The sequence below is a fragment of the Dyella sedimenti genome (assembly GCF_022760995.1).
Classification (GTDB): Bacteria; Pseudomonadota; Gammaproteobacteria; order Xanthomonadales; family Rhodanobacteraceae; genus Dyella; species Dyella sedimenti.
The window spans coordinates 286,551-311,610 of record NZ_JAKWJO010000002.1 but is presented as its reverse complement, the minus strand read 5'-3'; the positions used below and the strand labels follow the sequence as shown (position 1 = coordinate 311,610).

The 25,060-nt window shown below is 68.8% G+C and carries 21 protein-coding genes; 11 read left to right on the top strand and 10 right to left on the bottom strand.

What is annotated here, in order from left to right; all coding sequences use genetic code 11:
- Nucleotides 1-140 precede the first annotated feature (140 nt).
- Together MJ605_RS06645 and MJ605_RS06640 are read left to right on the top strand one after the other, a co-directional pair.
- Nucleotides 141-1,745 (top strand): S10 family peptidase, encoded by a 1,605-nt coding sequence (locus MJ605_RS06645; RefSeq protein WP_243040467.1) that lies wholly within the window; start codon nucleotides 141-143, stop codon nucleotides 1,743-1,745.
- A 94-nt stretch (nucleotides 1,746-1,839) separates the two neighbouring features.
- Entirely contained in the window at nucleotides 1,840-2,211 is a 372-nt protein-coding gene (locus MJ605_RS06640; protein ID WP_243040466.1) for a nuclear transport factor 2 family protein, read from the top strand.
- A gap of 205 nt (nucleotides 2,212-2,416) precedes the next feature.
- Here the strand turns inward: MJ605_RS06640 and rpoD are convergent, their stop codons facing one another.
- Together rpoD and dtd are read right to left on the bottom strand one after the other, a co-directional pair.
- Nucleotides 2,417-4,270: an RNA polymerase sigma factor RpoD gene (rpoD, locus tag MJ605_RS06635; RefSeq protein ID WP_243040465.1), complete on the bottom strand. Its 1,854-nt coding sequence runs from the start codon at nucleotides 4,268-4,270 to the stop codon at nucleotides 2,417-2,419.
- 165 nt (nucleotides 4,271-4,435) lie between these two features.
- Entirely contained in the window at nucleotides 4,436-4,876 is a 441-nt protein-coding gene (gene dtd, locus MJ605_RS06630; protein WP_243040464.1) for a D-aminoacyl-tRNA deacylase, read from the bottom strand.
- A gap of 115 nt (nucleotides 4,877-4,991) precedes the next feature.
- Between dtd and MJ605_RS06625 the strand changes: the two genes are divergently transcribed.
- Entirely contained in the window at nucleotides 4,992-5,876 is an 885-nt protein-coding gene (locus MJ605_RS06625) for an LpxL/LpxP family acyltransferase (RefSeq protein WP_243040463.1), read from the top strand.
- Nucleotides 5,877-5,886: 10 nt separating this feature from the next.
- On the opposite strand, the gene MJ605_RS06620 is transcribed toward MJ605_RS06625, so the two are convergent.
- The 4 genes from MJ605_RS06620 to MJ605_RS06605 all read right to left on the bottom strand — a co-directional run bounded on the left by MJ605_RS06620 (nucleotide 5,887) and on the right by MJ605_RS06605 (nucleotide 9,844).
- Nucleotides 5,887-6,210 carry a tetratricopeptide repeat protein gene (locus MJ605_RS06620; protein ID WP_243040462.1) on the bottom strand — a complete coding sequence of 108 codons (324 nt, stop codon included), beginning with the start codon at nucleotides 6,208-6,210 and terminating at the stop codon, nucleotides 5,887-5,889.
- The gene (locus MJ605_RS06615; RefSeq protein ID WP_243040461.1) at nucleotides 6,210-7,916 is read right to left on the bottom strand and encodes an ArnT family glycosyltransferase; all 1,707 of its coding nucleotides are present in this window, start codon (nucleotides 7,914-7,916) and stop codon (nucleotides 6,210-6,212) included. The genes MJ605_RS06620 and MJ605_RS06615 overlap by 1 nt, the downstream gene beginning before the upstream one ends.
- A 66-nt stretch (nucleotides 7,917-7,982) precedes the next feature.
- Nucleotides 7,983-9,032: a CDP-glycerol glycerophosphotransferase family protein gene (locus tag MJ605_RS06610; RefSeq protein WP_243040460.1), complete on the bottom strand. Its 1,050-nt coding sequence runs from the start codon at nucleotides 9,030-9,032 to the stop codon at nucleotides 7,983-7,985.
- A complete protein-coding gene (locus tag MJ605_RS06605) occupies nucleotides 9,029-9,844 on the bottom strand; it encodes a glycosyltransferase family 2 protein (RefSeq protein WP_243040459.1) in 816 nt (271 codons plus the stop codon). Before MJ605_RS06605 ends, MJ605_RS06610 begins: the two co-directional genes overlap by 4 nt.
- Nucleotides 9,845-10,064: 220 nt before the next feature.
- Between MJ605_RS06605 and MJ605_RS06600 the strand changes: the two genes are divergently transcribed.
- The 5 genes from MJ605_RS06600 to MJ605_RS06580 are packed head-to-tail and all read left to right on the top strand — an operon-like array spanning nucleotide 10,065 to nucleotide 15,165.
- Nucleotides 10,065-11,276: an O-antigen ligase family protein gene (locus MJ605_RS06600; RefSeq protein ID WP_243040458.1), complete on the top strand. Its 1,212-nt coding sequence runs from the start codon at nucleotides 10,065-10,067 to the stop codon at nucleotides 11,274-11,276.
- Between the two features lie 44 nt (nucleotides 11,277-11,320).
- Nucleotides 11,321-12,271, top strand: coding sequence for a UDP-glucuronic acid decarboxylase family protein (locus tag MJ605_RS06595; protein WP_243040457.1), 951 nt, complete (start codon nucleotides 11,321-11,323; stop codon nucleotides 12,269-12,271).
- A complete protein-coding gene (locus MJ605_RS06590; protein WP_243040456.1) occupies nucleotides 12,268-13,194 on the top strand; it encodes a glycosyltransferase family 2 protein in 927 nt (308 codons plus the stop codon). The genes MJ605_RS06595 and MJ605_RS06590 overlap by 4 nt, the downstream gene beginning before the upstream one ends.
- 10 nt (nucleotides 13,195-13,204) lie before the next feature.
- Nucleotides 13,205-14,053, top strand: a complete 849-nt coding sequence (locus tag MJ605_RS06585; RefSeq protein ID WP_243040455.1) for a glycosyltransferase family 2 protein — start codon at nucleotides 13,205-13,207, stop codon at nucleotides 14,051-14,053.
- Entirely contained in the window at nucleotides 14,050-15,165 is a 1,116-nt protein-coding gene (locus tag MJ605_RS06580) for a glycosyltransferase family 4 protein (protein ID WP_243040454.1), read from the top strand. Before MJ605_RS06585 ends, MJ605_RS06580 begins: the two co-directional genes overlap by 4 nt.
- Nucleotides 15,166-15,243: 78 nt before the next feature.
- Here MJ605_RS06580 and MJ605_RS06575 read toward each other — a convergent pair whose 3' ends face one another.
- From MJ605_RS06575 to def, 4 genes are all read right to left on the bottom strand, one after another.
- Nucleotides 15,244-16,974, bottom strand: coding sequence for an ArnT family glycosyltransferase (locus tag MJ605_RS06575; RefSeq protein ID WP_243040453.1), 1,731 nt, complete (start codon nucleotides 16,972-16,974; stop codon nucleotides 15,244-15,246).
- A gap of 108 nt (nucleotides 16,975-17,082) precedes the next feature.
- Nucleotides 17,083-18,378: a 16S rRNA (cytosine(967)-C(5))-methyltransferase RsmB gene (rsmB, locus tag MJ605_RS06570; RefSeq protein WP_243040452.1), complete on the bottom strand. Its 1,296-nt coding sequence runs from the start codon at nucleotides 18,376-18,378 to the stop codon at nucleotides 17,083-17,085.
- A 91-nt stretch (nucleotides 18,379-18,469) separates the two neighbouring features.
- The gene (gene fmt / locus MJ605_RS06565; RefSeq protein WP_243040451.1) at nucleotides 18,470-19,390 is read right to left on the bottom strand and encodes a methionyl-tRNA formyltransferase; all 921 of its coding nucleotides are present in this window, start codon (nucleotides 19,388-19,390) and stop codon (nucleotides 18,470-18,472) included.
- The gene (gene def / locus MJ605_RS06560) at nucleotides 19,387-19,896 is read right to left on the bottom strand and encodes a peptide deformylase (protein ID WP_243040450.1); all 510 of its coding nucleotides are present in this window, start codon (nucleotides 19,894-19,896) and stop codon (nucleotides 19,387-19,389) included. Before def ends, fmt begins: the two co-directional genes overlap by 4 nt.
- A gap of 190 nt (nucleotides 19,897-20,086) precedes the next feature.
- Between def and MJ605_RS06555 the strand changes: the two genes are divergently transcribed.
- From MJ605_RS06555 to MJ605_RS06545, 3 genes are all read left to right on the top strand, one after another.
- Entirely contained in the window at nucleotides 20,087-21,214 is a 1,128-nt protein-coding gene (locus MJ605_RS06555; RefSeq protein ID WP_243040449.1) for a LysM peptidoglycan-binding domain-containing protein, read from the top strand.
- Between the two features lie 85 nt (nucleotides 21,215-21,299).
- Nucleotides 21,300-22,418, top strand: coding sequence for a DNA-processing protein DprA (gene dprA / locus MJ605_RS06550; protein ID WP_243040448.1), 1,119 nt, complete (start codon nucleotides 21,300-21,302; stop codon nucleotides 22,416-22,418).
- A 135-nt stretch (nucleotides 22,419-22,553) separates the two neighbouring features.
- Entirely contained in the window at nucleotides 22,554-25,058 is a 2,505-nt protein-coding gene (locus MJ605_RS06545) for a DNA topoisomerase I (RefSeq protein ID WP_243040447.1), read from the top strand.
- Nucleotides 25,059-25,060 lie beyond the last annotated feature (2 nt).

Below are 25,060 nucleotides of genomic sequence, written 5' to 3'. Positions count from 1 at the left end.
TACCTGGGGCGGTGTGGCCGGAAGGCGACACCATGCCAACTTGCCCCCTCCAATGACTTCTGGCGTATGAAACCCACCTCGCCAGCTGCCTAAGCTGCCCCCTTCGCGCCCCCCGCGCCCGATCCGAGGAACATCGTTCCATGCGCAAACTATCTCTCGCCATCGCCCTGGCCGCACTCACCCTCGGTACCGGCGCCTACGCCGCCGACAAGAACGACAAGGAGGCCAAGCCCGACGACAAGCCCGATGCCGCCCTGCTCAAGCCACAGTCCTCGGAAAGCTCGGGCACGGTGAAGGTCGAGGGCAAGGGCATCGACTACCAAGCGGTGGCCGGCACCCTGGTGCTGCATGGCGACGGCGACAAGGAGAACGAACCGCAGGTCAGCATGTTCTATGCGGCCTACTTCAAGAAAGGCGCCGATCCGGCCAAGCGCCCGATCACCTTCATCTACAACGGCGGACCCGGCTCGGCCACGGTATGGCTGCACATGGGCGCGTTCGGCCCGCGCCGCGTGGTCACCAGCGACGATGCGCACACGCCCGCCGCCCCCTACGGCCTGGTCAACAACGACTACAGCCTGCTCGACGCTTCCGACCTGGTGTTCATCGATGCGCCCGGTGCCGGCTTCAGCCGCCTGATCGCCGACGAGGCCGACAAGGGCAAGCGCGACGAGCTGATGAAGGAGCGCAAGAAGGACATCTACGGCGTGGACGGCGACGGCCATGCCTTCGCCAAGTTCATCACCCAGTTCCTCTCCAGGTACAACCGCTGGAACTCGCCCAAGTACCTGTTCGGCGAAAGCTACGGCACCACGCGCTCGGCGGTGGTGGCCAACATCCTGGAGAACGAGGACAGCGTCGACCTCAACGGCGTGATCCTGCTTTCGCAGATCCTCAACTTCGACACCAGCATCGACGGTCCGGCCAACAATCCGGGCATCGACCTGCCCTACGTGGTGGGCCTGCCCACCTATGCCGCCACCGCCTACTACCACCACAAGCTGCCGCAACAGCCGGCCGCGCTGGAGCCGTTCCTGCGCGAGGTGGAGCAGTACGCGACGGGCGAGTACGCCTCGGCCCTGATGGCCGGCTCGCGCCTGGACGAGGCGCGCAAGCAGGCCGTGGCGCAGAAGCTGCACCAGTACACCGGCCTGCCGGTGGCCTACCTGCTCAAGGCCAACCTGCGCGTGGACGGCGGCATGTTCGAGCACGAGTTGCAGGCCGATGGCGACATCACCACCGGTCGCCTGGACACCCGCTTCTCCGGCCCGTCGCTCGACCCGCTGAGCAAGTCCTCCGAATACGACCCGCAGTCCTCGGCGATCAGCTCCGCCTACGTCGCCGCGTTCAACGACTACGTGCGGCGCCAGCTGAAGTTCGGCGAGGGCCGCACCTACCGCCTGTTCGCCGACATCGACCACTGGGATTTCTCGCACAAGGCGCCGGGCGCCACCGAGGCCCTGCAGGCCTCGACCAACGTGATGCCCGACCTCGCCACCGCGATGAAGACCAACCCGAACCTGCGCATCTCGCTCAACGGCGGCTACTACGACCTGGCCACGCCCTACTTCGCCGCCGACTACGAGATGCACCACATGCCGATCCCGGACAGCCTGCAGAAGAACATCTCCTACGCCTGGTACCCCTCGGGCCACATGGTCTACGCCCACGAGGATTCGCTGAAGCAATTGCACGACAACGTGGCCCGCTTCATCGAGGAGACCGACAACCTCGGCAAGCACTGATGGCCATCGGCGCGGCGGGTGACCGCCGCGCCTTCACGCCCACCTTCCTCGCGTGGCGCTACGCTCGCAGGCCCCCTTCGCCGGAGCCGTCGCCATGAGTACCGAAGCCGTCGCCAAGCGCCTGGTCGCCATGTGTCGCCATGGCCAGTTCGAGGAAGCGCAGCACGAGTTGTATGCCAAGGACGCCGTCAGCATCGAGCCCGAGTCGGCGGCGAATGGCCCGTTGGGCAACGTGAAAGGCCTCGATGCGATCCTGGAGAAAGGCAGGCGTTTCCAGGCGGGCGTGCAGCAGATCCACGGCATCGAAGTGAGCGACCCGTTGGTTGCGGGCAACTGGTTCAGCATCTCGATGACGCTCGATGTGACCATGAAGGAATACGGGCGCATCACCATGACCGAGATCTGCATCTATCACGTCAAGGACGGCAAGATCGCCTCGGAGCAGTTCTTCTACGATGTGGGGTGATGCGGGCCAGCGCCGCTGTGGGAGCGCACCCTGTGCGCGACCGCGCACTCTATGAACACCGCACCATTCGGTTTCGCCTCGGAAAGGCCGTCCGCAGGCCGAAAGGTTCGTCGCGCACAGGGTGCGCTCCCACAAGAGCTTTCATTGCCCCAAGCAAAAAGCCCCGCTTTCGCGGGGCTTCCTGCAACTTGCACCAGCGTGGTACTCAGTCGATGTCGAGGAACGAACGCAGCTGTTCCGAGCGGCTCGGGTGACGCAGCTTGCGCAGCGCCTTGGCCTCGATCTGGCGGATGCGCTCGCGCGTGACGTCGAACTGCTTGCCGACCTCTTCCAGCGTGTGGTCGGTGTTCATGTCGATGCCGAAGCGCATGCGCAGCACCTTGGCCTCGCGCGGGGTGAGGCCGGCCAGCACGTCGCGCACCGTCTCCATCAGGCCCGTCTCGGTGGCCGAGTCGATCGGCGAGGACGCGTTGGTGTCCTCGATGAAGTCGCCCAGATGCGAATCCTCGTCGTCGCCGATCGGGGTTTCCATCGAGATCGGCTCCTTGGCGATCTTCAGCACCTTGCGGATCTTGTCCTCGGGCATGTCCATTTCCTTGGCCAGCTCCTCCGGCGTCGGCTCGCGGCCGAACTGCTGCAGCATCTGGCGGGAAATGCGGTTGAGCTTGTTGATCGTCTCGATCATGTGCACCGGGATGCGGATGGTGCGCGCCTGGTCGGCGATCGAGCGGGTGATGGCCTGGCGGATCCACCACGTGGCATAGGTGGAGAACTTGTAGCCGCGGCGGTACTCGAACTTGTCCACCGCCTTCATCAGGCCGATGTTGCCCTCCTGGATCAGGTCCAGGAACTGCAGGCCGCGGTTGGTGTACTTCTTGGCGATCGAGATCACCAGGCGCAGGTTCGCCTCCACCATCTCCTTCTTGGCGCGTCGGGCCTTGGCCTCGCCGATCGACATCGTGCGGTTGATCTCCTTGATGTCGGTCAGCGGCAGGAACAGCTTGCGCTCGATGGCGGCGAGCTTGTCCTGCTCGGCGTCGATCGCTTCCTTGTGCGGCTTGATGTTCGGCGACCACTTCTGGCGCTTGCGGCTCAGCTCGCTGGCCCACTCGAGGTTGCCCTCGTTGCTGGGGAAGGCCTTGAGGAACTCGGCCTTGGGCATCTTCACCTGCTTGACGAAGATGTCCATCAGCACGCGCTCGTGGTGGCGGATGTCGTTGACCACGTCGCGCAGCTTGCGCACGAAGCCGTCGATCAGCGCGGACGGCAGCTTGAGCTTGAGGAACTCCTCGGCCATCTGGTCGCGCAGCTTGACGACCTTCTTGTCGTTGATGTCGGTGGCCTTGGCGGCGGCCTTCTGGAACTTGCCGTAGTAGTCGCGCAAGAGCTCCATGCGGCGCTTGACCTCCTCCGGGTCCGGGCCGGTCGGGCCGGCCTCCTCGTCGACGGCGGCATCGTCCTCTTCCTCGTCCTCGTCGACCTCGCTGTCGCTGAGTTCTTCCTCGGCCAGGGCCTGGGCGGCGTCGGCGGCTTCCTCCAGGTCGGCGAAGCCGGCCAGGATCTCGCTGAGGCGGCGCTTGCCGTCCAGGTGCTGGTCGTATTCCTCCAGCAGCAGCTCGATGGTCAGCGGGAAGGTGGCGAGCGCGGTCTGCACCTGGCCCAGGCCTTCCTCGATGCGCTTGGCGATGGCGATCTCGCCCTCGCGGGTCAGCAGCTCGACCGTGCCCATCTCGCGCATGTACATGCGCACCGGGTCGGTGGTGCGGCCCACCTCGGAGTCCACGGCCGAGAGCAGGGCCACGGCTTCTTCCGCGGCGGCCTCGTCGTCGGTGGCGGTGCCCGGCGCATTGTCCGAGAGCGGGTCGGCATCCGGGGCGGCATCGTGCACTTCGATGCCGACGCCCTTGAGCACCGCCATGATGTCTTCGATCTGCTCCGGATCGACGATGTCGTCGGGCAGGTGGTCGTTGATCTCGGCGTAGGTCAGGTAGCCCTGTTCCAGACCCTTGGAAATGAGCGCCTTGATTTCAGACTGTTGCTCGGGAGCTTTGCTATTCATACCTACCGCCGCGTATGCAGGAACCGATCAGTATACCGATGTGATGCTTTTTTGACCAGTTTTCAAGTAAGAAAACAGGAAAGAGCGACACGCAAAAATCGCGCCAAATAGGCATCTTCCGGTGATTTTGTCGAAACTGGCTGACATGTGCCGAGCCGGTGGCTGTCATGGCGCCTCCAGCCAGAAGGTGACCGGGCCATCGTTGACCAGATGCACCTGCATATGGGCGCCGAAGCGGCCGATTTCCACCCTCGGATGGGCGGCGCGCGCCAGTTCCACCAGCCGCTCGAACCAGCGGCGCCCTTCCTCGGGCGCGGCGGCGCGGGTGAAGCTGGGGCGCATCCCCGAGCGGGTGTCGGCGGCCAGGGTGAACTGGCTGACCAGCAGCAGCTCGCCGCCGGTGTCGGCCAGCGAGCGGTTCATGCGGCCCTGCGCGTCGGCGAACACGCGGTAGCCGAGCAGGCGTTCCAGCATCCGGCGGGTGCGCGGCTCGTCGTCCCCCGGCTGCACGGCCACCAGGGCCAGCAGCCCGGGGCCGATGGCCCCCACGGTTTCGTTGTCGACATCCACGCGGGCGGACAGGACGCGCTGAATCAGGGCGATCATGGACTCGCTAGGCTCGCGGTGAGGTGCAGATAGTAAGGGGTCGGAGGGAAAAGCAAAGGCGTCCGGTGCTGAATCCCTCACCTTTTCACCCGTTACCCTTTACCCTTCGCCGGCCATGCGATTCGACATCTACCTGCTGTATCTCGTGCTGCGCTTACTCGGCAAGCTGCCGCTGCGCACCCTGCATGCCCTGGGCGCCGCCATTGGCCGCTTCTCGCTGTGGCGGCACAGCCGCGCCGCGCACAACACTGCGGTCAACCTGCGCATCGCCCGGCCCGGGCTGGACCAGGCGGCGCACGCCGCGCTGCTGTGCGAGGCGATGATGGAAGGTGGCAAGTCCGCCATCGAGATCGCCGGGATCTGGGGCCGCGATGCCGAGCGCGCGCTCGGCCTGGTGCGCGAGGTGCGCGGCGAGGCGCTGTTCGATGCGGCGCTGGCCGCGGGCAAGGGCGTCATCATCGCCGCGCCCCACCTGGGCTGCTGGGAACTGCTCAACTACTGGCTGTGCCGCAAGACGCCGATGGCCATCCTCTACCGTCCGCCGCGCATCGCCGCGGTGGAGGAGTTGCTGCGCAAGGTGCGCGGCGCGCTGGCGCCGGAGCAGGTGCGCGCCGAGGGGGCCGGCGTGCGCACGCTGTACAAGCGGCTGGCGGCCGGCGGCACGGTGGGCATCCTGCCTGACCAGAAGCCGCGCGCGGGCGAAGGCGAGTTCGCCCCGTTCTTCGGCCGCGACGCGCTGACCATGGTGCTGCTGCCGCGCCTGGCCGCGCGTACCGGCGCCACCGTGCTGTTCGCCTTCGCCGAGCGCCTGCCGCGGGGCGCGGGCTATCGCGTGCACTTGCTGCCGGCGCCCGAGGGTCTGGCCGACGCCGACCTGGCGGTGGCTTGCCGCGCGCTCAACCGGGGCGTGGAGAACTGCGTGGAGATCGCCTTCGCGCAGTACCAGTGGCACTACAAGCGCTACACGGCGCACGACCGGCCCAGTCCTTATAAACGTTGAAGCCGGCCGCTTACTCCATCGGCCCCAGGCGGCGCAGGAACACCGCCATTTCCTTCTCCGCCTGCTTGTCGCCGCGCGCCTGCGCCACGGCGATGCCCTGGCGCCACGCCTCGGCGGCGCCGGGCTGGTCGTCCAGTGCCAGGCAGGCCTTGCCCAGCAGTTTCCAGGCGGCGGAATAGGCCGGGTCGAAGGCCACGGCCTGGCGTAGCGCCTCGGCGGCCTCGGCGGCCTCGCCGGCGGCCAGCAGCGCATTGCCCAGCGAGAAGCGCAGCAGCGCCCCGTCGCGGGGACCGCCGCACTGCGCGCGCAGGTTGGCGATCAGGTCCGGGGCCATTACTGCAGGGCGCGGAAGCGCCACTCGTCCACCTGGTACACCCGGGTCGGGTGCGCCGGTTCCGGCGGCACGCGGCCGGCGCGCAGGTCGGCCAGCGAGGTGGCCGGCCAGATCACCACCCAGCCCGAGCGGAACGGCTGCACCAGCAGGGCGTAGCGCAGGGCGTCGCCGCCGAGCTTTTCCGGATGCTCGACCACCAGGCCGTCGGGATGCCGCTGGGCGAAGTCCTGCAGTGAGCGGCCTTCGTACAGGCGTTCGATCGGGCGGGTCAGGCGGCCGGCGAAATGGAACTGGCCCTCGTAGTTGCCCAGGATGCCGATGGCGTGGTTGTCCGCGTCGGCCGCGTGCAACAGCCCGGCCGAGGGATTCAGGTCGAAGTTCTGCCACATGGTGAGGGTGAACAGCGTATTGAGCGCCAGCGTGCCGGCCAGGCCGGCAAAGGCCAGCCGGCGCATCTCGCCGCGGCCGCGCAGCAGCAGCAGCGCGCCGAGCAGCACGAACACCACGCTGAAGAAGCGGCTGTAGCGCTGGGTGCTGTCGAACCACTCGCCGTGCAGGTCGTTGTGTGCCACCAGCACCGGCAGCACGAACAGGAACACGCCGAACAGGATGCCGCCCACGCCCAGCGGCCAGGTGCCCAGCCAGGCGTTGCCGGCGAGCCCGGGACGCTGGTCGCGCAGCACGGCCACCGCGCCGGCGATCAGCAGCGCCGCGCCGGCGAATTCCGGCAACGGGTAGTACAGCTGCTTGCCGCTGATGAAGGAGAACGTCAGCAGCACCGGCAGCAGCCAGCACAGGGCAAAGCGCAGGCCCGCGTCCAGCGGCCGGCGCAGGGCGATCAGCGCTGCCCAGGCGCGCGGCCAGCCGCTGAAGGGGAACAGCAGCGCCGGGATCATCGGCAGGTACCACCAGAACGGGCGGGCATGGTCGAACGCGTTGACCACGCGGCCGGCGGTCTGGGTGAAGAACAGGCGCTGGCGATAGGCCTCGCCGCCGCTGAAGCCGGCCGGCAGCGCCCAGGCCAGCAGCATGGCGCCGCCCAGCAGCACCGCCAGCACGCCGCGGCCGTACCAGCGCGCGCGATGCTCGCGCGCCCAGTCGTTCCACAGCGGGCCCAGCAGCCACGGGAAGGCCACGTGCAGCATCATCACCGGCCCCTTGGTCAACAGGCCCAGGCCGATGCACAGCCCGAACAGCAGCCAGCGCGGCTCGGCGCGGCCGGCCTTCGGCGTCAGGCACAGCAGCGCGGCCAGCACCCATACCGCCAGCAGCACCTCGTACATGACCTGCAGGCCGAACAGGAAGGCGTAGCCCAGCGCCAGCAGCATCCACGGCGCGCCCTTGGCCACCCACGGGCGGCTGGGGAACAGCCGCTGCGCCAGTAGCGACACCAGCACCAGCTGCGCGCCGCCGAAGATCACCTCCAGCACGCGTGGCCAGACGTCGCTGACGCCGAACACCGCCCAGCCGGCATGGATCAGCCAGAACAGCAGCGGCACCTTCTCGCTGTAGGGTTCGCCGTTGATGTGCGGCACCAGCCAGTGGTGCTGGTTCCACATTTCCCAGGCCACGGCCAGCGTGCGCGTGGAATAGAGCGGCATCGGGCCATGCGAGAAGATCGCCAGCAGGGCGGCCAGCGTCCATAGCGGCAGCCAGGGCCAGAGGGAGCGCAGGTGTTCGGAGCGGCTATAGCTGCTGGATGCCACGGGCAGTATTCTTGGCGGTCATGGGACGATTCTATCCCGAGCCGCCCCCGTTCCATGCCCGGCGGTTCACCAGCGGGCCGGCCCCCAGTAGCCGATGCGCCGGCGGATCTTCAGTTTTCGCCAGAAATTCCAAGGCTTGCGCCGCCGGTTGCGGCCCCCGGCGGCGATGAAGCCGTCGATGGCTTCGAGGATGCGCTCGCTGGAGCGGCCGTCGCGGTACGGGTGGATGGCGTCGCCATAGTCGCGGATGGCCTGCATCAGTTCCGGCGGCCGCGCCAGCGCGCGCTCGATCGCCGGCTCGAACCCGGACACGTCGTGGATGTCGATCAGCTGCGGTCCCGGGCGGCGGTTCCTGAAGGTCACCACCGGCTTGCCGGTGAGCAGGAACTCGTTGAGCGCCGAGGAGGTGTCCGAGCACATCATGTCCACCTGGGGGAACAGCTCCAGGATGTTGTCGTTCTCGGCGAAGGTCAGGTAGTCGTTCTGCAGCGCCTTGTACTTGGCGGTCGTCTCGGGGTTCATCTTCGGGTGGAAGGTGACGATCCAGCGCCAGCGGCCGTCGCGCGACAGCCGCTTCACTTCCTCGTACAGGGTCTCCGCCGCGCTCCACGAGGGCGAGAAGGTGGAGTGGTAGAGGATCACCGGCGGCTGGCGCACCGGCGGGATCGGGCCGCTGATCTCCTTCATGAAGGGGTCAAGCTTGGGAAAGCCCGTCTCCACCACCGCGAAGTGCCCGACCCGCCCGGCGATTTCCCTGAACTTGGCGGTGTCGCGCGGGCCGGTGGTGCAGTACAGGTCGAAGAAGCCGCGCACGTAGATGTGCCGCGGCTTGCCGGCGTCGAAGCCGTGGAAGGTCTCCACCTTCACGCCGGGGAAGAAGTGCGGCACGGCGTTGCTGGAGGTGATCACCGCGAGCGGCTTCCATGCGCGTACTTCCGCCACGGTGAGCAGACGCTCGCCTTCCACCAGGTCCTCCGCGCCGGGGCCGTCGAAGAACCAGGCGGCCTCGTCGCCGCGCGCGCGGATCGCTTCCTGCACCGGCCGCAGGATGGCCAGCGCATAGCGCTCGGAGCCGTAGAGCAGGTAATGCTTCTTGGGGGCGGGCTGTGTGCTCATCGATCGATGCCGTGGCGGATCAGGGCGTCCGCCGCGCTTTCCAGCGAGGCGGGGTTGCGGCGCATCTCGTAGTAGCGCATGCGCTTGTAGGCGGCGTAGGAGGCGGCGGTCTGCGCGATCGCGAAGCCGCGCCAGCCGTCCAGGAAGGCCAGCCGGAACACGTAGTCCTTGAGGAAGGCCAGCGCGAACACGAACGGCGTCTGCCACATGCGCGCCGGCTTGTCCTTCTCCAGCCAGTCGCGGCACTTCAGTTCCGCGTAGCGCAGCACCTTGAGCTGCTTCTGCGGCAGGCTGGGGTTGTTCTCGTGGTTGAAGCGCGCCTTCAGCGTCACCGACGGGCCGTCGAAGCGCAGCGACTCGTGCACGCGCACGTCTGCCCAGCGCGCGCGGTCGCGATGGAACAGGCGGGCCATCTTCTCGCCCATCGACGGCAGGTACCAGCGCATCGGCGCGCCCATGTAGATGGTGGCGCGGCGCAGGTAGGCGGCGCACGCGTCGCTGGCCATCAGCGCGGGCAGGCGCGCTTCCAGCTCGGCGGCCAGCGCCGGCGAGAGGTACTCGTCGGCGTCCAGCGCCAGGATCCAGTCATTGCTGCACTGCGTCGTCGCGAAATTGCGCTGGGGCCCGAAGCCCAGCCAGGGCTGGTGCACCACGCGCGCGCCATGCGCCTGCGCGATGGCCACGGTGTCGTCGGTGCTGCCGCTGTCGACCACCACCTTCTCGGCGGCGAACGGCACGCTGTCCAGGCAGCGGGCAATGGATGTCGCCTCGTTGTAGGTGATGACCACGAGGGTGAGGGGCAAGGTAGGCATGGCGCGGATTCTAGCCGCAATCGGCGCGGCGGCCCGCGTGCACCGCTCGCCGGCTCGCGCGTTGAGCCGAGGCAGTCGGCGCATTTTCAGCCGTGGCGGTGCACTATCCTGCTGACAACGGCGGCGCCAGGCACGAGACTATGCGGCTTTCCCGTTCTCGCCGCCGCAGGATGGGATGCCGTTCCGGGCCCGCCAACACGATCGAAGCCAAGCAGTCAGTATGGAAAGCAGAGCGAGCCCATTGAATGCGGATGTCGAGCCGCGCCGCCAACCGCTGGGGCGGCTCATCGTAGGCACGGGCATCGCCTGGATGATGCTGGGCATGGTGGTCATGCCGGCCGGCGTGTCGTTCAACCCGGGCAAGGCCTACCAGGCCAGCCTGATCTTGCTGCTGTACCTGCCGGCGCTCTACCTGGGCTTCTCGCAGCGCGCCCGCGTGTGGCGCCAGCTATGGCCGTTGCCGGCCTTCCGGCTGTTCCTGCTGCTGCTGGCGTGGGCGCTGCTGTCGCTGCTCTGGGGCGGGCTGTCGCGGCCCGGCGACGAGGTCGGCCGGCTGCTCAGCGTGCTGGCCTTCGTGCTTGGCTGGCATGCTTGCACGGCGGACGAGGCGCCGCGCATCCGCACGCTGCTGCTGGCCGCGGGCCTGGCCATCGCGGTATGCGCGGCGTTCTACTGCGTCAAGTTCCTCATCACGCCGATCCAGGACGGACGCATCATCGGCGAGGGCACCATCGCCACCGCCAACTATGCCGCCGCGCTGATGGGCGTGGTGGCCCTGTGGCTGAGCCAGCTGGACATCCACGAACGCCAGTGGTCCGTGCTGCGCTACGCGGCCATCATGGTGCTGCTGGTGTTCGTGGGCCTGACCCAGACCCGCAACATCTGGCTGGCGCTGAGCATCAGCATCCTGCTGATGCCGCTGTGGCAGCCCGGCCGCCGCTACCGGGCGCTGGCGCTGGCGGCCCTGCTGCTGGCCCTGGCCGGCATGCTGTGGCAGTGGGCTCTGCTGACCGAGCGCGGCACCTCGCTGCGCCCGGAGCTTTTCATGCAGTCGCTGCAGCTGATCGCCCGGCATCCGCTGCTGGGCCAGGGCCAGGGCGTGCCGTTCAACCTGGTGGTCTACGGGCAGCCCTATACCCATACCCACAATGTGCTGACCCAGATGGCGGTCGAGCTGGGCCTGCCCGGCCTGGGCCTGCTGCTGGCGCTGTGGGCGCTGGTGGGGTGGCAGGGCTGGCGGCACCGCCAGGCCATGCAAGGGCGGCTGGTGCTGGCGCTGTGGGTGTATGCCTCGGTGGCGCTGCAGTTCGACATGCCGCAACTGCTCGACAGCCCGCGCCCGGGCTGGCTGCTGGTATGGCTACCGTTCGCGTTGTCGCTGGGCCTGGCCTGGCGCGAGCGCACGGCGGAACGGACAACGCCCATCCAATGAACTTAAAGTACCCCGATGTGGATTGGGGACTCGGGGACGACTCGATGAACAAGGTGCTGGTAACCGGTGGCGCGGGCTTTCTTGGCTCGCATCTGTGCGACCGGCTGATACGCGATGGCCACGACGTACTGTGCGTGGACAACTTCTTCACCGGCAGCAAGCAGAACATCGCGCACCTGCTCAACCATCCCTACTTCGAGCTGATGCGCCACGACGTGACCTTCCCGCTCTATGTGGAGGTGGACCGCATCTTCAACTTCGCCTGCCCCGCCTCGCCGGTGCACTACCAGTACGACCCGGTGCAGACCACCAAGACCAGCGTGCACGGCGCCATCAACATGCTGGGGCTGGCCAAGCGCACGCACGCGCGCATCCTGCAGGCCTCCACCAGCGAGGTCTACGGCGACCCGGAAGTGCATCCGCAGCGCGAGGACTACTGGGGCCGCGTCAACCCGATCGGCTTCCGCAGCTGCTACGACGAGGGCAAGCGCTGCGCCGAGACGCTGTTCTTCGACTACCACCGCCAGCACGGCCTGGACATCAAGGTGGTGCGCATCTTCAACACCTACGGCCCGCGCATGCATCCCAACGACGGGCGCGTGGTGAGCAACTTCATCGTGCAGGCGCTGCGCGGCGAGGACATCACCATCTACGGCGACGGCAGCCAGACGCGCAGCTTCTGCTACGTGGACGACCTGATCGAGGTGATCGCGCGCATGATGGACAGCGAGGCCGGCTTCACCGGCCCGGTGAACATCGGCAACCCGGTGGAGCACACCATGCTGCAGCTGGCCGAGCGCGTGATCGCCCTGGTGGGCGGTCGCTCGAAGCTGGTGTTCCGGCCGCTGCCCTCGGACGATCCGCGCCAGCGCCAGCCGGACATTTCGCTGGCCAGGGAAAAGCTGGGCTGGGAGCCGCGCGTGAGCCTGGACGACGGCCTGCGCGAGACCATCGCCTATTTCCGCAAGCTGCTGCACGGCGAGGTGGCTGCATGACCGCCGGGGTGGCATTCAGCGTCATCGTCACCAACTACAACTACCGCGACTACGTCGGCGAGGCGATCGACAGCGTGCTGGCGCAGACGCGCGCCGCGGCGCAGGTGATCGTGATGGATGATGGTTCCACCGACGGCTCGCCGGACTGGCTGGCGGCGCGCTACGGCGACGACCCGCGCGTGACGCTGCGCTGCCTGGTCAACGGCGGCCAGCTGTCGGCCTTCGTGCGCGGCATGGAAGGCGTCACCGGCGACGTGGTGTGCTTCCTCGACGCCGACGACCGCTGGGACAAGGATTATCTCGACCGCATCGGCGAGCTGTACGACAGCCGCCGCGACATCGACTTCGTATTCACCGACGTCAATCTGTTCGGCAATGAACAGGGCATCCAGGGCTACGCGGACCACGCGGTGGACCTTGGCTATACCGCGATCAGCACCTGGGTCACCGCCTACTGGTACGGCGCGGCCACCTCCGCGCTGTCGATGCGCCGCGCCTGGGCGCAGCGTGTGCTGGACCTGCCTGCCGCGTTCCTCGCCACCTGGCGCATCTCGGCCGACAACTGCCTGGTGTTCGGCGCCAGCGTGCTGGGCGCGCGCAAGTACTACCTGCCGACCGGCATGGTCGGCTACCGCGTGCACGGCGCCAACGGCTGGTGGCACGCGCGGCATCGCGAGAACCAGTTCGCCAACCTGTTCCGCTCGCGCACGCTGATCAACCACTACGCCGAGCGCATGCATATGGACGTCCATACGCTGGACCTGGCCAAGGCCGAGTTCCGCAGCAAGCCCGCGCCGGGCATGGACGAGGCCTGGCGTTACGCCGGCATCGCATGGCGTCGCGGCACCGCCGCCTGGCCCAAGCGGCTCGACCGCGCCCTCGCCATCCTGCGCCACGGCATGCGCCAGCGGCGGCAGGGTTGAGGCGAGCCGGATGAACGCCGTCCCCGAGCTTCGCGTGAGCGTGGTGCTGCTGACCTACAACTGGCCGGCGGCGCTCGAGCGCATGCTGGAGCGGCTGGCAATGCAGACCCAGCTGCCGCACGAGGTGATCGTCGCCGACGACGGCTCGGGCCCGGACACCGCCGCCCTGGTCGAGCGCGTGGCCCGCATTTTCCCGGTGCCGCTGCGCCACCTGTGGCAGGAAGACCGCGGCTTCCGCGCCGCGCGCGCGCGCAACCGCGGCATCGCCGCCAGCCGCGGCGACTACGTGATCCTGCTCGACGGCGACATGCTGGTGCACCCGGCTTTCGTTGCCGATCACCTGATGCTGGCCGAGCGTGGCTATTTCCTGCAGGGCGGGCGGCTGAAGGCCACGCCGGAGGAATCGGCGCGCCTGCTGGCCGGCGGCGCGCCGGTGTTCGCTCCCTGGTGCCGCGCCGATTTCGACGAGTTCGACGGCACCCGCCGGCTATACGCGTTCCGCGCGCCGTGGCTGGCGCGCTGGAAGGCGCGCTCGCGCAATGGCGGCCGCGTGATGAGCTGCAACATGAGCTTCTGGCGCGACGACCTGCTGCGCGTCAACGGCTTCGACGAACGCATGGAAGGCTACGGCGCGGAGGACCGCGAGTTGGCCGCGCGACTGGAGAACGCCGGCCTGCGCCGCCGTGCGCTGAAATGGTGCGCGCTGGCGGTGCACCTGTGGCACAACACCCGTTCGCCGCCGGACGTGGACGACCTGGACCTGCCGAACAACCGGCTGTTCCATGCCACGCGCACCCAGGGCATCACCTGGTGCGAACGCGGCATCAGCCAGCACGCCGACCTGCTCGACGCGCCATGAAGCTGCTCTATACCAACTTCCACACCGGCGATGGCGGCGGGCACACCACCTATATCCGCGAGCTGGCCGCCGCGCTGGCGGCACGCCACGAGGTCCACGTGGCGGCGCCGCCCGGCAGCCGCCTCAACCGCGAGGCGCGCGAGTTGCCGGGCGTGCGAGTGCTCGACCAGCCGTTTCCCAACGGCCTCAAGCGGTGGCGCGCGCGCCGCCGTGCCCGCGCCCGGCTGGCGCGCTACCTGCGCGAGCAGGCTTTCGATCTGGTGCACGTGAACGGCTCGGCCGACCACCGGCTGGTGCTGTCGGCAATGCCCGCGCAGCGGCCGGCGCTGGTGTGGACCAAGCACAATTCCAAGCCCGTGCGTGGCCTGGGCGCATGGCTGCGGGCGCGCCATACCGATCAGATAATCGCCGTGTGCGACTACACGCGCCGCGAGCTGTCACGCACCGCCTACCGGCGCTGTCGGCTGGACACGGTCCACAACGGCGTCGACGTCGATCACTGGACGCCCTGGCCGGATGCCGAAACGGCGGCGCAGCGCCGCCAGTGGAGCGATGGCGAGCAGGGCGTGCTGCTATTGGGCAGCAACGCCGGCACGGCCAGCTACAAGGGCTGGATGGACCTGGTCGAGGCCATCGCCACGCTGCCCCGGGAAGCGCAGCGGCAGCTGCGCGTACTGGTCGCCGGCGTGCCGCCCAGACCGGCGGAGCGTGAGCGCGTTGCCGCGCTGGGCCTGGCCGAACGGGTGGTCTTTCCTGGCGTGCTCGCCGATCCGCGCCCGCTGGTGGCGGCGCTGGATGTGGGCTTCGTATTGTCCTGGGGCGTGGAGACGATCTCCTTCGCCTGCCGCGAGATGATGTCGATGGGCAAGCCCGTGCTGCTGACCGATTACGCGGGATTGCCGGAGAACGTCGAGGCAGGCACGGACGGCTGGCTGGTGCCGGTGCGCGACCGCGCGGCCATCGCGATGGCGGTGCTGCGCCTGCTGGAACAGCGCGACAGGTTGCCGGCCATGGGGGCGGCGGCGCGACAACATGCCGAGCGCGAGTTCGGGCTGCCGCTGTTCGTGCAGCGGACCGAGGCGATATACCGGCGATTGCTGGCGGATCGCTAGATCGAGTCGCGCACAGGGTGCGCTCCCACAAGGGCTACGCTTTTGTGGGAGCGCACCCTGTGCGCGACTCAACCCACCTCAGTCCTCCAACGCCGCCGCCGGCACGCGGTCCACGTCCTCGCCCGGCAGGCAGCCCGGTTTCACCGCGTCGGCCTTGAACATCCACCACTCGCGGCGGTTGGCGTGGCCCAGGCTGGTCGCCTTGGCGCGGTCCACGCAGTCGGCCATCACCGGGTCGAGCGCGAACAGCCAGCGGTGGGCGGGATCCTGCGCCTGCCAGGCCACGGCGGCGGCGTACTGCTCGTGCCAGGGCCGGGTGAAGCCGAAATCGGTGGCGGGGCGGTCCAGCATCAGCAGGTTCTGCTCCTTCCACGCCACCATGCCCAGTTCGTCGCCGGGCGCGAGATGGCCGCGCACGTCGGCCATCAACCCCGCGGCCGAGCTGGAGTCGTTGAGGATGGGATAGGCCCACAGGCTCCACACCAGCCACATCGCCGCCAGACCGCCTGCCACGGCGGCGACCGCGCGGCGCAGGCGCAGCGTGGCGATCAGCAGCAGCTGGATGGTGCCGATGACCACGAACATCCACCACAGCGCGTGGCCGCCGTCCTCGAAGCCGCGCGCGGTGGCGAAGTCGCTGGCGAACTTGGGATGCGCGGCCAGCGCCGCCGTCCCCACGCCGAGCATGGCCGCGCCCATCACGCCGATAAACACCAGTCCCGCGATGCGCAGCCAGCGCTTGGCCAGCAGCTCGTCCAGATATGGCGCGGTCACCAGCGCCAGCATCGGCAGCGCCGGCATGATGTAGACGTCGCGCTTGCCCTTCGGAATGGAGAAGAACACCAGCAGCAGCACGATCCAGCCCAGCGGCAGCAGGATGCGCGCGTCCCTCGCCTTCAGGCTGCGCCACCAGCGCGGCAGCGTGCCCGGGTAGGTCAGCGACAGCGGCAGCCAGGTGAACAGCACGATTGGCACGTAGTACAGCGGCGAGTGGTGGTGATCCCACGACTTGCTGTAGCGACCGGCGGTCTGGTGGAACAGGATATCGTTGACGTAGGCCGCGTACGCGGGGTCGCCGGCATGCGCCTTCGCGCCCAGCAGCATCGGCACCAGCCATAGCGCGATGGCCGCCAGCAAGGCCAGCAGGCCCAGCGCCCAGCGCCACCATGTGCCTTCGCCCATGCGCGACACACCGTTCCATTGACCGAAGGCGGCTACCAGATAGGGCAGGAACATCAGCAGCGCAAGCACGCCCACGCCCTTGGTGATGACGCCCAGGCCCGCGCAGAAACAGCCGAGCCAGAACGCTCGCCAGTGCGGTCCCTTCAGCATGTGCACCAGCAGGCCCCAGTTCGCCGCGGTGAGGTAGAACAGCACCAGCGGATCGATCTGCGCACGCTTGGTCTGGTAGACGAACTGGAAGGTAATCAGCAGCGCCGAGGCCGCGTACAGGCCCACCTGCCGGCTCCACAGTCGCCGGCCCAGGTCGTAGACCAGGCACAGGCAGCCCAGCGCGGCCAGCAGCGAAGGCAGCAGGAAGGCCACGCGCCAGCTGCGCACCAGCGTGTAGCTGGCCGCCTCCAGCCAGAACAGCATCGGCGGCTTGTCCGAATACAGCTCGCTGCCGCGATGCGGGAACAGCCAGTCGCCGCTCTCCACCATCTGCTTGGCCGCCAGCGCGAAGCGTGGCTCATCGGAGGGCCAGGGATCGCGCAGGCCGATGCCGGCGCCGATCACCACCAGGGCGATCAGCAGCAGCAGCCAGAAGCGTCGGCGGTCCTGGGGCGTGGCGTGGTCGGGGAGGGACATGCGTGGATTCCGGGGCGTCGTCGCGTGGCAAAACCGATAGCTTAAGCGTGGCGCCTGAGATTCCGCTGAGGCGCGCCCCGGCATTCTGCGCCGGGTACGGCGGGGGCGTCAGGCTTTCTCGAACGCGGCATAGTACATGCCGTCCAGGTCGCCATCGCCGGGCAGCACCTGCCAGCCCACCGCGGCCGGCTGGCCCACCGGCAACGCGATCGTTACCGGGCGGGCATCGGCCTGGCCTTCCAGCCAAGCGCCGGTCACTGCCTCGTTCTCGGCGCTCAGCAGGGAGCAGGTGACGTAGACCAGCCTCCCGCCGGGAGCGAGCAGCGGCCACAGCGCGGTCAGGATGCGTCGCTGCTGCGCCGCCAGTGCGGAGAGGTCGCTCTCGCGCCGGTGCAGCCGCACGTCGGGGCGGCGACGCAGCACGCCGGTGGCCGAGCAGGGCGCGTCGATCAGGATGCGGTCGAACGGCCGCCCGTCCCACCAGGCGCCTGGCTCGCCCGCGTCGCCGATAACCAGTTCGGCGGCCAGGCCCAGTCGCTCCAGGTTCTGGGTGATGCGCCGGGCGCGGCCGGCGTCGGATTCCAGCGCGGTGAGCGCCACGTCGGCACGCTCGAGCAAGTGGCAGGCCTTGCCGCCGGGGGCGGCGCAGGCATCGAGCACGCGCTGGCCGTCGCGCACATCGGCCAGGTCGGCGGCGACCTGCGCCGCGCCGTCCTGTACCGCGAATTCGCCGGCGGCGAAGCCGGGCAGCCGGGTCACGTCGACACTGTGCGGCAGCACGATGCCGTCGGCGAGCCAGGCATGCGGTTCGGCCGTCTGGCCGTCCCTACGCAAGCGCTCGACCAGCGCCTCGCGCGTGGCGCGGCGGCGGTTGACGCGCAGCATCAGCGGTGGCTCGCGGTTGTCGGCGGCCATCACCGCCTCGGCCTGCGCCGGCCAGTCGTGGGCGATCGCCTCGGCCAGCCAGGCGGGATGCGCATGGCGCGTTCGCGGCTGCGCATCCAGTGCCGCCAGCAGCGGCTCGCGCTCGCGCTGCCAGCGGCGCAGCACGGCGTTGACCAGCCCCGCCAGCCGCGGCCGCTGCAAGGCGCGGGTGGACTGCACGGTGGCCGCCACCGCGGCGTAGTCGGGCAACTGCAGGATCTCCAACTGCACCAGACCCAGCACCAGCAGCGCGTGCACCACCGGTTCCTTCTGCCGCAAGGGCTTGTCCAGCAGGCGGTCCAGTGCGGGATCGAAACGCAGCCACCAGCGCGCGCCGTCGCTCAGCAGCGCCATCAGCAGGGCGCGGTCGCGCGCGTCCGGCAGGCGCGGCGCATAGCGCTCCATCGCATCGCGCAGCGAGGCGCCGCGCAAGGCGACATCGGCAAGGGCCTGGGCGGCGAGGGCGCGGGTGTCGGTCATGGGCGGAAAATGAGAGGCGTTGTCATGGATGAGGGTAACGACGGAACGTGCTTTTCGCTCGTCATCCCGGCCTGTGCCGGAATGATGGCGCTTAAGCGCCGCGGGTCTTCAAGGCATTGAGGTAATCGGCGGCGGTAATGCGCTTGCCGCCCGCGCGCTGCAGCGCCATGACGCGCAAGGTGCCCTCGCCGCAGGCGATGTCGATGCCCTCGCGGCTCATCGCCAGCACGGTGCCCGGTTCGCCGTGGCCCTCGATGGCGCGGGCGGCCCAGATGCGCAGGGGCTCGCCATCGATCTCGCCCTCGGCCACCGGCCAGGGGTCGAAGGCGCGGACCTTGCGTTCCAGCTCGATGGCCGGCCAGGTGAAGTCCAGCCTGGCCTCGGCCTTCTCCAGCTTGTGTGCGTAGGTGACGCCCTCATCCGGCTGCGGGTGGGCGACCAGCGTCTCGCCGGCCATGACCCGCGAAAGGCCCTCGGCCAGCACTTCGGCGCCCAGCGCGGCCAGGCGGTCGTGCAGGCTGCCGCCGGTGTCCTCGCGGCCGATCGGGGTGCGGCGCTCCAATAGCACCGGGCCAGTGTCGAGGCCGGCTTCCATCCGCATCAGGTCCACGCCGCTCTCGGCGTCGCCGGCCAGGATGGCGCGCTGGATCGGCGCGGCGCCGCGCCAGCGCGGCAGCAGGCTTGCATGCACGTTCCAGCAACCCAGGCGCGGGATGGCCAGCACCTTGCGCGGCAGGATCAGCCCGTAGGCCACCACCACCATCAGGTCGGGCGCGTAACCGGCCAGGGTGGCGCGCGCCTCCCCGGATTTCAGCGATTCGGGCTGTTCCACCGGAATGCCGGCGGCCAGCGCCGCCTGCTTCACCGGGCTGGGCGTGAGCTTGCGGCCGCGGCCGGCGGGGCGGTCGGGCTGGGTATAGACGGCCACCACCTCGGCGCCGCTGGCGCGGCAGGCCTCCAGGCAGGGAACGGAAAACTCGGGAGTGCCCGCGAAGACGACGCGAGCCTTCAAGCGCTGGCCGCCTGCTTGCGCTGCTTTTCCAGGCGCTTGAGCAGCATGGAGCGCTTGAGCGGCGACAGGTAGTCGACGAACACCTTGCCGGCCAGGTGGTCCATCTCGTGCTGGATGCATACGGCGAGCGGGCCCTCGAACTCGCGCTCGAACGCGTTGCCGTCCACGTCCTGCGCCTTCACCTTCACCTTCAGCGCGCGGGTGACGTCGGCGTAGATGCCGGGAAACGACAGGCAGCCCTCCTGGTAGACCTGCTCGCCGTCCTTTTCCAGGATCTGCGCGTTGATCAGCACCAGCGGCTGGTCGCGCTCGTCGCTCATGTCGGCCACCAACACCTGCCTGTGCACATTGACCTGGGTCGCGGCGAGGCCGACGCCATTGGCGCTATACATGGTCTCGAACATGTCCGCCACGAACTGCTTGAGCTCGGCGTCGAACACGCGCACGGGCTCGGCCTTGGTACGCAGGCGGGGGTCGGGAAATTCGAGAATGGTCAGGGTGGACATGATGGCTTTACCTCAGCGTCGGAATTGCGGGCGAGTCGCTAAAAACCAAGCCCCGGCGCATCTAGAATGATCCTTATTGTACGTCGCCAAGCCCCCGTCTGGCATGCCGTTTTGCCAACTGGGCACGGTTGCGTGAACAAGTGGTTCGGTTACACTCGCCCGAGCGTCGGGGGATGGGGGATTCCCGTTTATGATCAGAAAGTCCATGGGGCTGCTGGCCGGCATGCTGGTCACCGTGGCCGTTTACGCTGCTGGCGCGCAATTGCGTGCCGACCACCCCGATACCTACACGGTGCGCAAGGGCGACACGCTCTGGGCGATTTCCGCGCGTTTCCTGTCCAAGCCCTGGCTGTGGCCGGAGATCTGGCAGGCCAACCCGCAGGTACAGAACCCGCACCTGATCTACCCGGGCGACGTGCTCAACCTGTCCTTCATCAATGGGCCGCGCCTGACCCTGCAGCCGCGCGTGCACGCCGAGGGCGAAGCGGTGCCGGCCATCCCGCTGGAGCAACTGCGCATGTTCCTCAAGGAAATGCGCGTGCTCAACAGCAACGAGGTGAAGGCGCTGCCCTACGTGGTGGGCTTCGAGGAGGCCGATCTGCGCGGCACCGTGGGCAAGAACGTCTACGTGCGCAAGCTGCAGGCCGAGCCGGGCCAGCGCTTCGCCATCGTGCGTCCCACCCAGACCTTCCGCGACTTCAACGGCAAGGCCGGGCGCGACGGCGGCTCGGACCTGGTGGCGCATCCGCTGGACAGCGACGTGTCCATGGTGCGCACGCCCTGGCATGAGGATTTCCGTGCCGATGGCCACTATGGCCGCGGCGAGGACATCGGCACCGAGGTCAGCGTGATCGGCACCGCCGAGGTGCTGCGCACGGGCGACCCGACCACCCTGCTGCTGCTCGACTCCACCCTGGAGATCCGCAAGGGCGACCGCCTGCTGCCGATCGACGACAAGCCGTACGACCCCTACTACTACCCACACGCACCCAAGTCGGTACCGGCCAACGCCCGCGTGATCGCCTTCGCCGACGCCTACGACGCGGTCGGCCCGCGCCAGGTGGTGGCGCTGAACATCGGCGCGCAGGACGGCGTGGAAAACGGCCAGACCTATTCCGTCTTCCAGCCGGGCGAATCCATTCCCGACGACGTGGCGCACGACAGCTGGGACCGAGGTACCGGCAAGGACGTGACCCTGCCGCAGGAGTTCGTGGGCCACGTGATGGTATTCCGCACCTTCGACCGGGTCAGCTACGGCCTGGTCATGGACGGCCTGCGCCCAATCCACCGGCACGACAAGCTCGAACTGCCCGAATAAGCCCGCAGCGCGAGGCGAGGGACGACACGATGGCGCGGCTCTGTCCGCGCCGTTTTCGTTGGGGACGGCCCTAGGCTTGCCCGCCATGGACGATCTGGAACATTGCCGGCCCTGGCTGGTCCTGCTGCGCACCCCGGGCCTGGGGCCGAGCCGGCTGCGCCGCGAGCTGGATACGCAGCAAGGGGACATCGAGGCCACGCTGGAGGCCTTCCGCCGCAAGGGGGCGGCCCAGCCCGGTCCGGCCCGAGACTGGCTGCGGCAGCCGGACGCGGCGCGCCTGGCGGCCGACCTGGCCTGGCTGGCCGAGCCGGGCCATCGCCTGCTGACCTGCCTGGACGAGGATTTCCCGCCTCAACTGGCGGACATCCCGCAGCCGCCGGTTGCCTTGTTCACCGCCGGCGACACCGGCCTGCTGCTGTTGCCCCAGGTCGCCATCGTGGGCGCCCGCGCCGCCAGCCTGGGCGGCCGCACCCATGCCCGCGCCTTCGCCCAGGCGCTGGGCTGGGCGGGCTTCGCCATCACCAGCGGCATGGCCGACGGCATCGACGGCGCCGCCCACCAGGCCGCGCTGGAGGCGGGCCTGCCCACCGTGGCGGTGGTCGGCACCGGGCCGGACCTGGCCTATCCCCGCCGGCATCGCGAGCTGGCCCGGCGCATCGCGGCGCACGGCGCGATGGTGAGCGAGTTCCCCCCTGGCACGCCGGCCCGCAGCGACCATTTTCCCCGCCGCAACCGCATACTGTCCGGCTTGGCGCTGGGCACCCTGGTGGTCGAGGCGGGGCTGCGCTCGGGCTCGCTGATCACCGCCCGGCTGGCCGCCGAACAGGGCCGCGAGGTATTCGCGCTGCCCGGTTCCATACATAATCCGCTCGCCCGCGGTTGCCATCAGCTGTTGCGCGATGGCGCGCGGCTGGTGGAATCGGCCAGCGAGATCGTGGAGGTGCTTGCGCCCGCCGCACGGGCATTGGGGTGCGAACTGGCCAGTCGGCTGGAGGCTGCCGGGGTGCCGTCGCCGCGGACGCCGCCAGATGCCGCCGGCCAGGTCTTGCTCGATGCCCTGGGCCATGGACCGATGGCCCTGGACGAGCTGGCGGCTTGCACCGGCCTGGCTGTCGCGGACCTGGCGCCGGCGCTGCTGATGCTGGAACTGGACGGCAGGATCGAGGTCCTGCCGGGTGGCCGTTACCAGCGGTTGCCGGATTGAGCGGTCCCGCCAAAGCCGCACCGCGGCGCGTTTTCACATGGTCGAGCTTGACGCGGTCGAGCCCGCATGCCTTTAACTAAATATAAGAAGCCGGCCAGACGTGCCGGTCCCCCCCGATGGCGGATACCGAGTTTCATGGCAAAAAACCTGCTTATCGTTGAGTCGCCGGCCAAGGCCAAGACGATCAACAAATACCTTGGCAAGGATTTCCAGGTCCTGGCCTCCTATGGCCATGTGCGTGACCTGAAGCCGAAGGAGGGGGCGGTGGATACCGACCACGGCTTCGCCATGGCCTACGAGGTGATCGACCGCAACGAGAAACACGTCGACGCCATCGCCAAGGCGGCCAAGCTGGCCGACGACATCTACCTCGCGACCGACTTGGACCGCGAGGGCGAGGCGATCTCCTGGCATATCAGCGAGATCCTCAAGGAGCGTGGCCTGACCAAGGGCAAGCAGCTCCACCGCGTGGTGTTCTCCGAGATCACCCCCAAGGCGATCAAGGCGGCCGTGGCCAGCCCGCGCCAGCTGTCGCACGACCTGGTCGACGCGCAGCAGGCGCGCCGCGCGCTGGACTACCTGGTGGGCTTCAATCTCTCGCCGGTGCTGTGGCGCAAGGTGCAGCGCGGCCTCTCCGCCGGCCGCGTGCAGTCGCCGGCGCTGCGCATGATCGTGGAGCGCGAGGAGGAGATCGAGGCGTTCAGGGCGCGCGAGTACTGGACCGTCGAGGCCGCGCTGCGCCACCCGGAGGGCGACTTCAGCGCCAGGCTCACCAAGCTGCACGGCAAGAAGTTCGAGCAGTTCGACCTCACCAACGAGGCCGACGCGATGGCCGCGCGCGCGGCGTTGAAGGAGGCCGCGCACGGCCACCTCACCGTCAGCGAGGTGGGCAGCAAGGAGCGCAAGCGCCGCCCGGCGCCGCCGTTCACCACCTCCACCCTGCAGCAGGAGGCCGCGCGCAAGCTCGGCTTCTCCACCAGCCGCACCATGAAGGTCGCGCAGGGCTTGTACGAGGGCGTCTCGCTGGGCAGCGAGGGCAACGTCGGCCTGATTACCTACATGCGTACCGATTCGGTGGCGCTGTCGGAGGACGCCGTGGGCGAGCTGCGCGAGCTGATCGCGCGCGATTTCGGCCGCAAGGCGCTGCCGGACCATCCCCAGGCCTACAAGGCCAAGTCCAAGAACGCGCAGGAGGCGCACGAGGCGATCCGCCCGACCTCGGCCATGCGCACGCCGCGCGAGGTGGCCTCGTTCCTCAATGACGAGCAGCGCAAGCTGTACGAACTGATCTGGAAGCGCACCGTCGCCTGCCAGATGATCCACGCCACGCTCAACACCGTGTCGGTGGATTTCGACCTCAAGCACGTCGCCGGCGGCGACGCCGCATTCCGTTCGACCGGCACCACCGTGGTCGATCCGGGCTTCCTCGCCGTGTACGAGGAAGGCCGCGACCAGAAGAGCGCGGAGGACGACGACGAAGGCCGCCGCTTGCCGAAGCTGGAGGTCGGCGAGCAGGTCGCGTTGCACGACATCGTGGCCGACCAGCACTTCACCGAGCCGCCGCCGCGCTATTCCGAAGCGAGCCTGGTGAAGGCGCTGGAGGAATACGGCATCGGCCGCCCGTCCACCTACGCCAGCATCATCCAGGTGCTGCTCAACCGCGAGTACGTGTTCCTCGACAGCCGCCGCTTCAAGCCCACCGACGTGGGCCGCGCGGTGAGCAAGTTCCTCACCCAGCACTTCACCCGCTACGTGGACTACGACTTCACCGCCAAGCTCGAGGACGAGCTGGATGCAGTCAGCCGCGGCGAGGAGGCCTGGGTACCGCTGATGCAGCGCTTCTGGCAGCCCTTCAAGCAGCAGGTGGAGGAAAAGACCGAGACGGTGGACCGCAGCGAGGCCACCGGCGCGCGCGAGCTGGGCAGCGACCCCAAGAGCGGCAAGCCGGTGTCGGTGCGCCTGGGACGCTACGGGCCCTACGCGCAGATCGGCGACAAGGATACGGACGAGAAGCTGCAGTTCGCCTCGCTGCGTCCCGGCCAGAGCATGCACACCATCACGCTGGAGCAGGCGCTGGAGCTGTTCAAGCTGCCGCGCAAGCTGGGCCATGCCGAGAACGGTGACGAGGTGAGCGTGGGCGTGGGCCGCTTCGGCCCGTTCGTGAAGCAGGGCAACACCTACGCCTCGCTCAAGGCCGAGGACGACCCCTACACCATCGAGCTGCCGCGCGCCCTGCAGATCGTGCAGGAAAAGCTGGAGATGCTGGCCAACCGCGTCATCAAGGATTTCGGCAACGGCGTGCAGGTGCTCAACGGCCGCTTCGGCCCGTACATCACCGATGGCGAGAAGAACGCGCGCATCCCGAAGGACACCGAGCCGAAGGACCTGACCGAGGCGCAGTGCCTGGAGCTGCTGGCGGCCGCGCCGGTGAAGAAGGGACGTGGCGCGTTCAAGAAGGCGGCGGCCAAGAAGGCGCCCGCGGCGAAGAAGGCGGCTGTAGCCAAGACGCCGGCCGCGAAGAAGGCCGCTGCCAAGAAGGCCGCATCCAGCAAGACGGCGCCGAAGAAGACCGCCGCCAAGAAGGCCCCGGCCAGGAAAGCCACCGCGAAGAAGGTGGCCGCGAAGAAGACCACCGCCTGAAA

Coding starts and splice junctions, on each gene's coding strand:
- dprA (WP_243040448.1), top strand. CDS start 21,300: ATGGACGATCTGGAACATTGCCGGCCCTGGCTGGTCCTGCTGCGCACC.
- MJ605_RS06610 (WP_243040460.1), bottom strand. CDS start 9,032: ATGAGCACACAGCCCGCCCCCAAGAAGCATTACCTGCTCTACGGCTCC.
- MJ605_RS06555 (WP_243040449.1), top strand. CDS start 20,087: ATGATCAGAAAGTCCATGGGGCTGCTGGCCGGCATGCTGGTCACCGTG.
- MJ605_RS06585 (WP_243040455.1), top strand. CDS start 13,205: ATGAACGCCGTCCCCGAGCTTCGCGTGAGCGTGGTGCTGCTGACCTAC.
- rpoD (WP_243040465.1), bottom strand. CDS start 4,270: ATGAATAGCAAAGCTCCCGAGCAACAGTCTGAAATCAAGGCGCTCATT.
- MJ605_RS06580 (WP_243040454.1), top strand. CDS start 14,050: ATGAAGCTGCTCTATACCAACTTCCACACCGGCGATGGCGGCGGGCAC.
- dtd (WP_243040464.1), bottom strand. CDS start 4,876: ATGATCGCCCTGATTCAGCGCGTCCTGTCCGCCCGCGTGGATGTCGAC.
- def (WP_243040450.1), bottom strand. CDS start 19,896: ATGTCCACCCTGACCATTCTCGAATTTCCCGACCCCCGCCTGCGTACC.
- MJ605_RS06625 (WP_243040463.1), top strand. CDS start 4,992: ATGCGATTCGACATCTACCTGCTGTATCTCGTGCTGCGCTTACTCGGC.
- MJ605_RS06620 (WP_243040462.1), bottom strand. CDS start 6,210: ATGGCCCCGGACCTGATCGCCAACCTGCGCGCGCAGTGCGGCGGTCCC.
- MJ605_RS06640 (WP_243040466.1), top strand. CDS start 1,840: ATGAGTACCGAAGCCGTCGCCAAGCGCCTGGTCGCCATGTGTCGCCAT.
- MJ605_RS06575 (WP_243040453.1), bottom strand. CDS start 16,974: ATGTCCCTCCCCGACCACGCCACGCCCCAGGACCGCCGACGCTTCTGG.
- MJ605_RS06545 (WP_243040447.1), top strand. CDS start 22,554: ATGGCAAAAAACCTGCTTATCGTTGAGTCGCCGGCCAAGGCCAAGACG.
- MJ605_RS06600 (WP_243040458.1), top strand. CDS start 10,065: ATGGAAAGCAGAGCGAGCCCATTGAATGCGGATGTCGAGCCGCGCCGC.
- MJ605_RS06605 (WP_243040459.1), bottom strand. CDS start 9,844: ATGCCTACCTTGCCCCTCACCCTCGTGGTCATCACCTACAACGAGGCG.
- MJ605_RS06595 (WP_243040457.1), top strand. CDS start 11,321: ATGAACAAGGTGCTGGTAACCGGTGGCGCGGGCTTTCTTGGCTCGCAT.
- MJ605_RS06645 (WP_243040467.1), top strand. CDS start 141: ATGCGCAAACTATCTCTCGCCATCGCCCTGGCCGCACTCACCCTCGGT.
- MJ605_RS06590 (WP_243040456.1), top strand. CDS start 12,268: ATGACCGCCGGGGTGGCATTCAGCGTCATCGTCACCAACTACAACTAC.
- rsmB (WP_243040452.1), bottom strand. CDS start 18,378: ATGACCGACACCCGCGCCCTCGCCGCCCAGGCCCTTGCCGATGTCGCC.